This is a genomic window from Spirochaetota bacterium (genome assembly GCA_034190085.1).
Classification (GTDB): domain Bacteria; phylum Spirochaetota; class UBA4802; order UBA4802; family JAFGDQ01; genus JAXHTS01.
In genome coordinates this window covers 1-13,989 of record JAXHTS010000059.1, presented here as the reverse complement: position 1 = coordinate 13,989, position 13,989 = coordinate 1, and the positions used below count along the sequence as shown (strand labels likewise).

The window sequence follows — 13,989 nt, the reverse complement described above, 5'->3', positions numbered from 1 at the left end:
CGACTTCCCTATGAAGAGGGAACTGAAACTGCGCATCCACAAGAAGACCAGAACTAACCCCTCTCAGGTAACATTCGACTTCCCTATGAAGAGGGAATCGGAGTATCCGTGTAGGGGCGAGTGGCCAATCGCCCCTACATGAAGTCGAATCATGGTAAGCGGAGTCGAACCATGCATGAGCGTTGCAGTTGAAGGCAGAGATGAGGGTTTTGAAACGAGGTATATCCTCGTTTTTTTGTTGTTTTTTTTGGTTGACTTATTACTCTAATAATAGAGTGTTTTTCCGATATTGGCAATAAGGAGGTTATCATGAAAGCATCGATTAAACAAATCAGAAAATCAGGATATTTCAAAAGGAATAATTATTTCAACAGTCCTTTTAAATATTTATTTGGTGGTTTTTCCTCAAATATTAACGAGCCTTTTAAACCTTTAGGTGACGATGAAGATGCCTTGATGGATGATGCTTTTGCTATACGCCAAGATTTACTAAACGCTGTTGGTAAATTAACTTCTTATAAGAGTTAAAATGCCAAAAGTCAAAGATAATAAAGAATTAAAGGGATTAAGCAATATTACGCTGCCCAAAGAATTAGAAAAATTACCTCCTAAAGAGAAAAAAGAGCTTATACAAATAATTCAAGCAACAAGATGGTCTGGACCAATACCTTCCCCTAAAGACTTAGATGAATATAATAAAATTGAAAAAGGTTTTGCAGATAGAATAATAAAGCTAACCGAGAAAGAACAAGATCATCGTCATAATTTTAATTTTGAACTAATGAAAAACGAACGTTATTTGCGTGTATTAGGATTATGTTTTGCATTTGCAATTATAATTATTCTTCTTTTTTCTACAATTTATTTATATTATATATCAAAAAATGAAGGAATAGTGATCACTTTAATAGCAGAAATTGCTGTTATTGCTGGTTTGTTTATTTATTGGTCAGGCAAGGGGAAAAAAGAAGAAACATAAATTCAACAATAGTATAATTCATCACTGACAAGACATGATTTCACACAAGAAACGAGGTATATTCTCGTTTTTTTATATTAATTGTTTGTATGTTGCAAGAGTAGAGTTGAGAGGGAAAAGCAGCATTCGACTTCCTTATGAAGGTGGAACCGGAGTAGCCGTAGGGGCGATTGGCGAATCGCCCCTACATGGAGTCGAGTCATGGTGAGCGGAGTCGAACCGTCCACCTCCCTATGAAGAGGGAAGTGAGACAGGGCTTGCTGATTAGGTTTACATATGACAGATCAGGCCCAAGGGGGGAGTCCTTCCAGCAACCCTTCAACCTCAGCCGATAAATGTTGTTTCTATAGCAGACGCCCTGGTAATAGAGCCCAGAAAGGGAGGCCTGCGGTTCTCTTTAATAATTGATTAGGTTTTTCCATTGTCATAGGGATGCAGGCGCTTTGCAGCATGCAAGCTCGATCTCTCCAGCGCCTACCGCACAGGCAAAAGCCATACAGGTCTTGTAGCCGCAGTCCCCGCAGTTGGTACCTGGAAGCTTTTTGTAGATTTCAATTACAGGCGCTTGTGTAAACACCGAATCATCAGGCTCAACAAAATTCATCCTCGCTTCAATATCATTGATAAATGAAAAAAACCGATCAATAAATTGCCGCGCCTGAACGCGATCTTCAAGGGGTGTGATGATGACAGATCTGGGATAAAGCACGCAGTTTTTCCCGTCAAGCGAAAATCTGATATAATGCGGATTGGTGAAGTATCTGGAATCCGGCGCTATTGAATTTATGTATGGGAAAAGATGCGAAATATCCTCATACAACCTGAAATCTATTGCCCATGGTGAATTATCATCCATTGTGCATCTTGGTGAAGAGACAGAAAGATTATAATATTCGTTTTTGATCATTTTACCGCCCCTTGCTATAGAATGATGATTGTTTGGGCTTATAGTTTTTACAAGAATTGAATATTCATCTATTTTGTTATTTACTCTACTTGACTCAAGTTTTATTTAATATAGAATATAGGTAAAGAATTTTTTTGCAAACACCAGCCAGAAATGCTTGTCAATGCAGAAATCCCATGAAAAGACCAAGCTTATAAGGATAAATACAATATGAATAATGGATCATACAAAAGGATTGTTTCCATTGTGCGTTATGCTGAACCATTGGAGTCGGTTAGGAGAGCTGTAGACCTATGTCAGGGTCTTGATAACATCCGGGCCAATGCGAAGATATTTATTAAACCTAACGTGGTCTTCTGGACTCGTTCCGCGCCCTTTCCCAAATGGGGCGTCATCACAACATCCCGTGTTATAGAAGATATTGCAACCCTCTTAAAGGAACGAGGATTTTCAAACATTACGATAGGTGAAGGCATGGTCACCCATGATCCAAAAGATAAGAAGACGCATGATGATGCCTTTGAAAAGCTTGGTTACAATTGTCTTTCTAGGCGTTATGGGATCAAGTGCATCAATGTCCACACCAGGCCCTTTACAAAAGTTGATCTTGGGGGAGGTGTTGAGCTGAATCTTAATTCGGACATACTCGAAAGCGATTTTGTCATTAACATACCTGTGCTTAAAACCCACGCACAGACCGTGGTAAGTCTTGGCATCAAGAATATTAAAGGCCTGCTGGATATAAACTCACGAAAAAAATGCCATAGCGCTGATCCTGAAGGTAATCTTAATTATATGATATCAAAGCTCCCCAAGGCGCTTCCGCCAGGTCTCACCCTTCTGGATGGGATCTACACCATTGAACGCGGCCCTATCTTTGACGGAAGGGCGAGGAGGAGCGACATCCTGGCAGCCTCAACTGACATGCTTTCAGCGGACATGGTCGGCGCCGGTGTTCTGGGGTATAGTCCATTAGAGGTGCCCCATATCCATGCTGTGGCTGAGGGCTGCAAAAGACCTCCGGACCTCTCAGATATTAATATTGTTGGAGAATCTCTCGAATCAGTAGCCTCGCGTCATGAATATCTTTTTCCCTATACAGAGGATGAGACGCTTCCCCTTCCAATGAAAAAGATGGGCATCAAGGGCCTCTCCTATCGCAAGTATGATCTCAGCCTTTGCACATACTGTTCATTTTTGAATGGCCCCATCCTTAGCGCAATTGCCAAGAGCTGGAAGGGCGATCCGTGGAAGGATGTGGAGGTGCTAACCGGAAAGATGATGAAGCCCACACCAGGGATGAGAAAGACAATTTTGCTGGGCAAGTGCATGTGCCAGGCCAACAAGGATCATCCCGATATAAACGAAATGATTCCCATCAAGGGGTGCCCGCCATCGAGAAGGCAGATCATAGAGGCTTTTCATAGGGCAAACATTCCCATTGATCCCTCCTATATAGAGGATGTGGGTAAAATCCCCGGGCTCTTTATGCGAAGCTATGAGGGGAGAGCGGAATTTGATGAGTCCTTTTTCACTATCCAATAACTAGTCATGCCCATGTTATCTGAGGGGGGGAATATCAGAGAGAACGGTTCGGAATATTGGGGTAAACCCCAGAGGGAAGCCTAGGCATTTTGAATAAACTCCCTAGCGGGCTAGTCCTCATATTCGAATTCAAATGTGGAATAATCAACACTATCATCATTCCCGATAAACCACTCATCGTCATCGCCGGGGCCGTTGTAAAGGGTAATGCAGGTTCCGTATTCCCTGTACATAGTTCTTCTTGCAAGGTTATCGCTCTCGTATGTGTATGTATAATAACTTTCAATAACATCATCATCACCGGCAAACCATTCCCCATCATCTCCAGGATCGTTGTATACTGTTTCTAATTCCAGATCATCATCTTCATTGTATTCATAAGCTATATAATATTCAATGCAGTTGTCAGAGTCATCCCCCCATGATCCATCCATTCCGGGATCTTTGTATTTTATCTGCCTCTCAAGCTCACCGTTGGCGCTGCTATATTCATAGATCACATAAGAATCCTGTGTAAAATCCTCTTCAGACCATGAAGGATTGGTGTCTGTGACTGTCAGTTCGCCCACAAAGGTGCCGTCAAAATATGAATCGTCAAAGGCTGAAGAATCGAAAGATCCGTCGTATTCAATATGGGCCTCCAGATATTTTGTAATAACACCATTGAAAATTCCGGCGCCGTCGTTATAATCATTAAAATCAAAGGCAATGGTCAATCTTGTCACAAAGTCTATATCTATAATAGCCGAAATTTCACAATACCCGCCAATCCCTCCATGCACTGTGATCCCGGTTTCGGATATCTCGCAATTATTGATAACGCCTCTCGCCTTTTCAAGGCATCGGACAAGAAAATCGGAATCATCAGGATCGCCCTCAATTACATCCCCTAAACGGAGGCCGTCAACATCATAATTAACGCCTGTGATAGTAAAATACCCGCCATCCTCAATTCCCGCTCTAATAGTGATATTCCATCTGATTGTTCTTGTGTTGGGCCCGGGATTTATGAAAGTCGATTCCCTAGTTATCTTGCCATCAACGGTGTAATCGTATTCACAAAAATAATCCAATGCCCCCTCCCCTGCCCCGCCGCGCTTCTCCTTTTTCGTCAACCTGTCCCCATCATATGAATAGAGATAATAGTAGTCCATTGCATTGTTGCTGCCCCGCTTCTCCTCTCTTGTCCTTCTGCCTTCTGAGTCATATTCATATGCATAGTAATAATCAAGCGAACCATCAATATTTCGCTTTTCCCTTATCGTTAGATCGTTTCCCTCATATTCGTTAGTGAAGTAATAATCCATCGTGTCTGTGCCGTATTCAAGATATCTCGCCTCTCTAATCCTGTTGCCCTCAGCGTCATATTCATAGGTATAATAATGATCAACATTAATGTATGAATACCCGAAATAATGATCCACTGCGTCATCGTCCGAAAACCATGTCTCATCATCCCCATATCCGTTGTATGATATCACCCTTTCGATCATATTGTCGCCGTTATATTCATATGCGGAATAATTCTCAACAACGTCATCGCCCCCTGTAAGCCACTCTCCATCGCCGCCCGGGCCATTGTATTTCACTTCAGTTACCAAATTCCCCCCTGCGTTATATCCATAAGTAATATGATGTTGTATAGCGTCATCGCTGTTATAGAGCGCCTGCCTCTCTTTTTGACTTTCGGCGTTATAGGAGAAGGTATAATAACAATTAATCGTATCATCGCTATTATGCCTTGTCTTTATAGACAGAAGGCCTTCATCATTATAATCATACATGAAGTAATGATCAACGCTGTCATCGCTGCCAAATGTCGTCATCTTTATGAGCGAGCCCTCATCATAAGTGTAGGCGCAGTAAGAATTTGCGCTGTCGTCGGTAGTGAGCCATTCTCCATCATCTCCGGAATTAGTGAAAATAATATCCTTTGCAAGTAGTCCATCCTCATCATATTCATAGATTTTGAAATAATCTATTGTATCGTCATCATTAAACCATCTTGAGTCATCTCCATTATCCATGAAGTATATCTCAATCGCAATCTTATCATTGCAATCATATTCATATATGTAATAAAAATCCACTTCACCATCGCTGGTATATTTTACATATTTATTTCTATGATACCAAGGCACGTTATATGCTGACACTTCGGAGTCTTCCATATATAACCTGTAAGCGTAAGCCTTAATTGTAGTCAATAGACCTACTCTAACAGAATTGCCGACAATAGCGGTCTCGCTTGTTCTCGGATCAGATCCGTCCGTTGTATACTTAATTGTGGCTCCAGGGGTTGAGCTGTGCATCGTTACATCATAGTTTGTTCCTCTTGCAGTGCTGAAGGTCGGCTTCCCAACAGCGATAAGACCAATAAGATCGCTATCCGAATCGCATGAGCATCCATCATAACATCCCAGGGACAGCAACAATGTAGCAAGGAAAAGATGTGAAAGCCTCTTCAGTGATAGTATCATTTCCCGCCTCCGTGAATATAATAAAAATGTCAATAGGCCAAGCGCGGCATTTCATTTACACTATTATTGGACTTTAAACAAGATTATGGATTTTGCTTATGGTGTTGATGAAAACCTATAAAGTATAATCAATATATTGGGAAAAATCAAATAATTATTCATTAAGGTTTGTAGAAATATCAACCTTGGATACTATAAATGAGATTGTCACCATTCTTAATTAAGGCATGCCCATGCATGCCTTATGCTGAAATCATCTTTAATGAATAAAATATATATTACGGTTATCGGGTTGAATGATGATAATCGGATTGATCAGTATGGTGATTGTCCGAATTCATCCTTTCCTGATGGAGGATCGATAGATTTATTCAAATACCTTGAGGTTATTAGCTCCTGCTTGTCTTCAAGATCCGATTGCTCACACATATGCTGACAATCCCAATGCCTCATTGCCAACAACCAGTTTCTGAATCTCTGTAGTGCCGTCCGGGATTGTCCACGATCTGGCGTCCCTGAAGTATCTCTCTAATGGAAGCTCATCCGATAGACCCATGGCTCCATGAACCTGGATCGCGTTTGATGTCACCTTTACCGCTGATTCTGAGGCATAACCCTTTGCAAGGGATGACATCAGACGAGCCTCTGAACTCCCCTTTATGACAAGGTCCAATGCCCTGTATGAGAGCAGACGCGAGGTCTCGGTAAGGGCAATCATCTCATAGATCATATCCTGTATCAACTGAGTCTTGCCTATGGGTTTGCCGAATTGTACCCGATCCTTTGCAAACTCAATAGAAGCGCTCAGCGCGGCTTGACAAACACCTGAGGCAGCTAATGCCATCCAGGCTCTGGTAAAACAGAAAAGCGCGCTCACTGGATTCATTACTGTTACTAATTTGCCTATTCCAAAATCAGGAGGCATTTCGAATTCCTTCCGTAGCTTTTCGCCTTCCCCGCTAGCGATAACATTCTGGATCATTTCTATTACGTTGTTTTCTTTTGGCACGCGACAATCATCAAAAAACATCTCTCCTGTTGGGGCTGCATTCAAACCCAGTTTATGGAGTTCCCTTGTCTCAAAGGGAGATTCTTCCTTATCCACCAGGATAAAGATTGTATCGCCCTTTTGATCTTTGGTCACTAACATACAGATATCTGCAATTGTGGCATTGCTGACCCACGTCTTCTGTCCATTGATAACGTATTCGTCCCCATCCAAGACTGCGGTTGTCTGCATTGCCCTGTTATCTGATCCTGCATTTGGCTCTGTAATAGCGTTGCAGCTAATGAGTTCCCCTGCCTCCATTTTGGGATATAATTTGTCTTTCAAACCTTTCGGGGCCAATACAAGCAGGCCCTGAGTAAAATTCATCTGAAAAAGAAGGTCAAGGCTGAGCCATACGCGGGAAATCTCTTCTGTTAGGATTCCAAAATTTGTGAAATCCTGCATTAAGGCCTTTATGCATTTAGGATTCCAACCAATACCCAGTTGCATAAATTTTTTCATAAAAACAACCGCCTCTTCCTTCGAGAGCGGCCCCTTTTTATCCCTCTCATCTACTATTGGAGCTATCTCCTTTTGCATGAAATCTCGTATGCTTTTTCTAAATATTTTCTGATCATCATTAAAATCAAAGTCCATAATCGTCTCCAAATTTATTAAATACTGAGGATAGATTGCCTTTCGACAAATGATATTATTTTCTTTTTCATATCAGTGATTCAAGCTAAGGTCATGATACGATTGTATCAAGCTTGATCCGCCTCTCCTCCCCATGCATGCGGTAATAATGAATTATTATATGGATCAAACATATGTTAAAGAGTCAAGCCAAAAATAAGTAATATTCATCACTTATGTATAGCATAATATCTATCGAAATTTTTAAAAAATATAGATGAAGAGTTATAATAAAACCCCAATTCTTTTCATAAATATTTCTCTTGACTGCCAAATATGAATTATTTAGTCTAAACCAAAATCTCTTAATTAGATAGGCGATTGACTCATATTTAATATGATGTGTATCCATTACCGAAAGGGGCGAGCCTTAAATCTACTCCAGGAATAGTGCGATAAGAGATATCACGAACTTGGGATATATCTGGAAGTGTAACTATTGAGTTTACTCAATACATCTGAGAGCTGGGAAGCATGAGGCGCTTGAGGCAAATGTAAATAATAATTTTTCATAATTATAGTTAGGTTTCAAATTATATATTAAATTCCAATTACGCCCGTCAGGGCAAAAGGAGAGGGGGGATAAATGACCATACACTATAAGGTTGAGAACCATATTGCGGAAATCACTCTTGACAGACAGGATGTAAGAAATGCCATGGATCTGGTTACCATTGAAGAACTTGGCCACTATTTCCTTGATATCAGAAATAATCCAGACATATGGGTAGCCATCATAACAGGGTCAGGGGATAAGGCCTTCTGTTCCGGAGCTGACATTGCCAAGTTGCCTGCTCAATTGGCTGAGGCTGGAAAATCATTGATTGAAGCCGGATATAAGAATATCATGTTTGGTTTTGAGGTATACAAACCCTTGATAGCTGCGGTTAACGGGCTCTGTCTTGGAGGGGGATTTGAGCTAGCTATGGCCTGTGATTTTCGTATCGCATCAGATAATGCCAGCTTTGGCCTGGTGGAGCCTAAGATTGGGGCCATCCCATCGGCTGGCGGGACTCAGCGGCTTACAAGGCTTGTTCCATTAGGGACTGCGCTTGAGATGATGTTCACTGCCAAGCGCATCGATGCTCAGGAGGCCTGTCGTATCGGTCTTGTGAATAGGGTAGTCTCTTTAGATGAACTCATGCCTACCGTTCGTCAAATTGCAGAGCAGATATGCCAGAACGCTCCTTTGGCAGTGAGGGGAGTCAAAGAAGCGGCGCTTAAGGGATTGGAGATGCATCTCCGTGACGGATTGGCTCTGGAAGCCGCTATTGCGGAACGCTTAGGAGGGAGCGAGGACATCATGGAAGGATTCAAGGCATTTCTGGAGAAGAGAAAGCCTGACTGGAAGGGCAAATAGGATTTGTTATAATAATTTGAGCCTATCATATTGTATTCTAATGCACTATGATCTTTATAGATATCAGGGTCCATGCTGTAATCCCCGACACTAGCGGGGATTATCTACCATCATTATAGTACTTACATAATTCTGTTGGAGTTACTTAATAATCAAGGATATCAAATACCCTGAATTAGCATACCTTTTTCTCCGGCAGAGATTGATTATAGGTAGATGCCCGATGATGCTGTGATAGACGTGGATTTGTCACTCTTTATAAGATCACTAATTTTCCAGTTATCAAATAAATGCTATAATCCAGTCTAATATATTTCTTTACTTCAGCAGGCTCAGCATATATTTGCTTCCGGCTTTGCCGTGTTTGGTATTTAGTATAATATGAATTCTATAGTATCTTTATAAAAATTATTCCTGTGAAAACTCTTCTAATTCATAGGTATGCTCAGGATTGTATCCCATAATCCAAATAAATGGAAATAAGAATATAATTCCACCACAACACGCACCAAATTGAAATTTTTCATCCTTTATTAAAACAGTGTGAAAATCCTTATAACCATCTAATTTTAATTTAATTGGGATTTTACTACCTACAATTTTTTGATCTGTATGAACATACGGTGTTGTTCCTTTATATTCATCAAGGATATACACTTTTGCACCAGCTGGAATTGATTTTATTATTGTGGTGCTAGAACACGCTTGAAACATTATAGCTACAGTTAAAATGATACAGAAAATATTAAACTTTGCTTTGAAAAGGCACATCCAATCCTCCTGAATTATAATTTTATCTAAACAAATTATGTTTATATTTTTTCTTCCCTATACTTATATCTATAAGTTGATTTTCCACATTTTCTAAATACTTCGATTTTACTTTCACAGTGTCATGTCAATGCATGAATTTAATGAATGGACAAGATTATAACTTTGATGAATATCAAATAATGCAAATTATTTTTTTACTCTGGCTCATAGGTTAGGTTAACAGGGAGGCAGGTTATCTAGCGTCCCTGTTGACGGATTGGTTGGATTGCGCTAACTCAGATAGCGCTCCCTTTATTACACTCACAGATGATCTCAAAAGAAACACTGCCAGGAGTGTTGCAATAATTACATCCGGCAACCCTGAGTTAAGCACCCAAACACCGATAGCAGCTAAGATAACTGATAAATTCGATGCAATATCATTTCGTGAACACTCAAACACTGAACTCATGTTTATATCTTCGTCCCGATGTCGCCAAAGCAATAATAGACATACAGCGTTTGCTATTAGTCCAGCAATACTAAATATGCTCATCACTTCATATGAAGGCACTAAAGGATTGACCAATCTATAGATTATCTGAATAACAACAAGACTGGCTGCAACGAATATCAAACCACCTTTAAACAGAGCAACCCTTGCCTTTATAGTTGGACCTTTAGATACAGCGTACAGGCTCAAACCATATGTCAGCGCATCGCCTAAATTGTCTAAGCTGTCTGAAAGCAAGGCGGTAGATTTACCATAAAGCGCTGCCACAGCTATAGCAATAAACATAAAGGCATTGATCCACAATACATAAATAAGAGTGCTACGTTGCTTATGATGCAGCGCATCGACAGCGCAATTATTATCACAACAAGATTTCATATATTTCTCCTGATCAATTTAACATAGAAATCCACGGCACTCTCCCCCGATAAATTGCTTTGTGAGATGTTTTAGTTTATTAACTCAATTGATAAAGAACTCTTCATTAATGATCTATATCTAGTTACGTCACAGCACAAAATAATAGTATATGGTTGAACCTAAAAATTCCTTCAGTTCTGCAAGTATTGCTAAATTGTCCTGCTTCAATGAAAAGAAACTTTTCAGTTTGCATATTATTAATGAATAATAGTATGTTATCAAGTAAATAATCAGGTATTCCCTAAATTTCTTATTTTTCATTTTTCTTGGTGTCAGTTCAAACTCTCATCTTAGGGTATTGACGAATGTGCTATGAAATTCGAGTGAGAAATAGTTGAAAATCTAACCAAATTATCGAGAGTTCTCTCTTTAAATTATAAAAAGACATAAAATGGTTGACAGAAATTGTCGCTAGCATTTATAAATACACTTCAAATTTAACAGGACTAAGAACAAGTAAATGAAATTAAGGCGCACAACTATAATCCATCTAAAAGATGCCGGAAAAAATACCGGTGTGATATTCGTATGGATCGGAGGTATATTTGCGCCGTAGGGTTTAATATTTTTTTGAAATTTATAAAAGCCCCTGTTGGCGCAAAACCAACAGGGGCTTTTTTTTTGATTTTATTATGAAGTCAAATATCTGAAAATATTGTGTATTCAATTCCTTTATACAACCTATGTTCTTTGTGCACATTTTAGTCTTGTTCTACATGGAGAATAATCTTTCAAGGCAGGGTATTGAAATTTGATCCTGAATTAAAAGCTACGATCATTCTCTAATTAAATAATCTTGAGAATCAACTATTATATGCAACAGCAGGTTTTGCGATAAATTTGTAGAATATAATAGGAGGGCAATCATGGGAAAAGTAGGCATAACAAAAACAGACAATGGGATTAAAGAGGGGCTAATAGACGCGCTCGATCTGATAGGAGGGCTGAGCAATTTTGTTGAGCGAAACGATAGAGTAATGCTCAAACCGAACTTGAATGGAGTGACCGGTTTAACAAACATTGTGCTCACGGAATCATTGCTTCAACTGCTTCTGGATTGCCGTGTCAAAAAAATTATCATCGCCGAATCAACATTCGGTGATAAACGAAATACTGATCGGCTGTTCAAAGAGACAGGCTATGCAGCCCTTGCAAAGAGGTACGGCATTGAACTCGTCAATCTGAATGCCTCTGAAGCTATTGTAACTCCTGTTAAAAATCCTCTTATTACTGACAGAGTGAAAATCGCAAAAGAGGTATTTGAAGCTGATAAAATTATAAATCTGCCAAACATGAAGGTTCACTATGCAACAGGAATTTCCCTATCCCTTAAGAACCTGAAAGGATTTCTTGTCGGTAGGGAGAAGAGGCGCTTCCACGAAATCGGGCTTGATGACGCTATTGTTGATCTTAATAACACCATAAAACCCCATCTTAGTATCATTGACTGTATATCATGCATGGAAGGCATGGGTCCCTTTGGTGGTGATATTATTGATCTAAACCTGATAATCGCGGGCGTTAACTCAGCAGAGGTTGATTTTATTGGCAGCACTGTTATGGGATATGAATTACATGAGGTAAGGCATCTTGCCAAATTCATTGAACTGAATAACATTGACCTAAAAAAAATTCAGGTAATTGGAGAAAGAATCGAAACTGTTAGACATCCCTTCACAAAGGTTGATTTTGGGAATGTAATTCCTGAGAAGATCACCATGCACAGCAGGAACGCATGCAGCACATGCGAGAATGCATTTCTTTTATCCTGTAAATTTCTTGAAGGTATAATAAACACTGACATCGATGTATATATAGGATCATTACACGATGAAATATGTAAATCCGCCAAATATAAGATTGCATTCGGCAATTGTTGCAGAAGCGGATCGAATTTCACCGCTAAGATTAAGGGATGTCCTCCATTACCCTTCAGGCTTAATGAATGTCTGAATAAATTTGGAGTTATTGGGAAGGATAAAGATAATCATTTGGGGAAAGGATGATTAAGATGAATAACAAGAATAGTGTTTTAAAACTGATGATATTACAGATACTGCTTGTGGGATCCTTTATACCATTATCAAAATACGTTTATAATAAGGGGATTGATCCGCTCAATTTCACATACCAGTTTATGATTGTTGCTTCATTGGTAATTATTATATATACATCTATAAAAGACCGAAGATTGTTTATAATAAAAGGCAGTCACCTCTTATATCTGTTAATAATAGCAATAATTGGCGGTGGATTTGCCCATGCCTTTTTAGCAACTGGACTGAAGCTGTCATCAGCAATTAATTGCACCTTTATAATGCAGATATCGGTCTTCTTTATACCTGTATTATCATATTTTATACTTAAAGAGCACCTAAAGCCTTTTAAAATATTTATGATAGTATTTTTGTTGATCGGAGTATATATGGTAACAACTGGCGGGGATTTGATAATTCCTGAATCAGGAGATTTCTTGATCATTGGAAGCTCATTATCATTTTCAATCGGAATCGTATTATCCAAGATTGCATTAAAGGAAATCCCTGTAATTACCTTTGCATTGTACAGATCAATTCTTGGCAGTTTATCTATCTTTATATTTCTTTTAATCTCAGGTATGGTTAATCTCAATATTAGCTGGGAATGGGTGATAATTGCTGGGATGCTCGGATCTATAAGCATATTAACCATGAGCAAGGTGCTTGAATCCTCATCTGCTTCATATCTGAGCATGATGTCTATGTCAATACCTGTAGTTACAGCGATTATTGCCCACACCTTCCTAGACGAGAAGATGACAATACTGCAGATTGTTGGTGGGGTAATTGTAGTGCTCTCAGGGATTTTTGTTCACAGGTCGAATGTTTAAAGAGTCAATGGCATAGTATATAGCATCATATTCAGTAAAATTCATACCACCTCCCCTTTATATCTTGAATTTATGTTCAACTTCTTCATTATCAAGGTGGGCGCTTTATATATTTTAAAATCGCACATCGCGTTAATCATAAGAATTTAAAAAAAGCGATTAAGTTAGTTCTTGACCAGTTTTGCTTTGTATAAAATTTCATTGCACTTACATTATTGTTATCTGCCATAAGTTGAATTCTTTTGTACCCTTTATGTATTGCCATAGATTCAATTGATGATATAAGCATTTTGCCAATCCCTTTCCTTCTAAAATTTTCATCAATGACCATATCTTCTACTATTCCTATAGTGCCTCCAGCGGCTGTGGAGATATGTTCCTGTAAAGTGACCATGCCTACAACAAGGTAGTTGTATTCCGCAATTAAGATCAAAGAGTTTTGCTTATTTAAAAGCAGTGTTAATCCCTCCCTGTGTTT

At 39.3% G+C, this 13,989-nt stretch carries 12 protein-coding genes; 6 read left to right on the top strand and 6 right to left on the bottom strand.

The features are described from left to right. Window positions 1-309 precede the first annotated feature (309 nt). Together SVZ03_12030 and SVZ03_12025 are read left to right on the top strand one after the other, a co-directional pair. Window positions 310-528, top strand: coding sequence for a hypothetical protein (locus SVZ03_12030; protein MDY6934932.1), 219 nt, complete (start codon window positions 310-312; stop codon window positions 526-528). Window position 529: 1 nt separating this feature from the next. Beyond that, window positions 530-979, top strand: a complete 450-nt coding sequence (locus SVZ03_12025) for a DUF2335 domain-containing protein (GenBank protein ID MDY6934931.1) — start codon at window positions 530-532, stop codon at window positions 977-979. 424 nt (window positions 980-1,403) lie between these two features. Here SVZ03_12025 and SVZ03_12020 read toward each other — a convergent pair whose 3' ends face one another. Next, a complete protein-coding gene (locus SVZ03_12020) occupies window positions 1,404-1,886 on the bottom strand; it encodes a (Fe-S)-binding protein (protein ID MDY6934930.1) in 483 nt (160 codons plus the stop codon). A 210-nt stretch (window positions 1,887-2,096) separates the two neighbouring features. On the opposite strand from SVZ03_12020, the gene SVZ03_12015 reads away from it, so the two are divergent. Continuing rightward, window positions 2,097-3,431: a DUF362 domain-containing protein gene (locus SVZ03_12015; GenBank protein ID MDY6934929.1), complete on the top strand. Its 1,335-nt coding sequence runs from the start codon at window positions 2,097-2,099 to the stop codon at window positions 3,429-3,431. Window positions 3,432-3,541: 110 nt separating this feature from the next. Here SVZ03_12015 and SVZ03_12010 read toward each other — a convergent pair whose 3' ends face one another. Both SVZ03_12010 and SVZ03_12005 read right to left on the bottom strand, forming a co-directional pair. Further along, a complete protein-coding gene (locus tag SVZ03_12010; protein MDY6934928.1) occupies window positions 3,542-5,911 on the bottom strand; it encodes a chitobiase/beta-hexosaminidase C-terminal domain-containing protein in 2,370 nt (789 codons plus the stop codon). A 421-nt stretch (window positions 5,912-6,332) separates the two neighbouring features. Further along, window positions 6,333-7,556, bottom strand: coding sequence for an acyl-CoA dehydrogenase family protein (locus SVZ03_12005; protein ID MDY6934927.1), 1,224 nt, complete (start codon window positions 7,554-7,556; stop codon window positions 6,333-6,335). A 625-nt stretch (window positions 7,557-8,181) separates the two neighbouring features. Here SVZ03_12005 and SVZ03_12000 point away from each other — a divergent pair. After that, window positions 8,182-8,955 (top strand): enoyl-CoA hydratase-related protein, encoded by a 774-nt coding sequence (locus SVZ03_12000; GenBank protein ID MDY6934926.1) that lies wholly within the window; start codon window positions 8,182-8,184, stop codon window positions 8,953-8,955. Between the two features lie 408 nt (window positions 8,956-9,363). On the opposite strand, the gene SVZ03_11995 is transcribed toward SVZ03_12000, so the two are convergent. After that, a complete protein-coding gene (locus SVZ03_11995) occupies window positions 9,364-9,726 on the bottom strand; it encodes a PEGA domain-containing protein (GenBank protein MDY6934925.1) in 363 nt (120 codons plus the stop codon). Between the two features lie 235 nt (window positions 9,727-9,961). After that, window positions 9,962-10,600: a cation transporter gene (locus SVZ03_11990; protein ID MDY6934924.1), complete on the bottom strand. Its 639-nt coding sequence runs from the start codon at window positions 10,598-10,600 to the stop codon at window positions 9,962-9,964. A gap of 908 nt (window positions 10,601-11,508) precedes the next feature. On the opposite strand from SVZ03_11990, the gene SVZ03_11985 reads away from it, so the two are divergent. Continuing rightward, the gene (locus tag SVZ03_11985) at window positions 11,509-12,648 is read left to right on the top strand and encodes a DUF362 domain-containing protein (GenBank protein MDY6934923.1); all 1,140 of its coding nucleotides are present in this window, start codon (window positions 11,509-11,511) and stop codon (window positions 12,646-12,648) included. Between the two features lie 5 nt (window positions 12,649-12,653). Next, a complete protein-coding gene (locus SVZ03_11980; protein ID MDY6934922.1) occupies window positions 12,654-13,511 on the top strand; it encodes a DMT family transporter in 858 nt (285 codons plus the stop codon). Window positions 13,512-13,647: 136 nt separating this feature from the next. On the opposite strand, the gene SVZ03_11975 is transcribed toward SVZ03_11980, so the two are convergent. After that, window positions 13,648-13,989 (bottom strand): GNAT family N-acetyltransferase (locus SVZ03_11975; protein MDY6934921.1); only part of this gene is annotated, 342 nt, incomplete at its 5' end.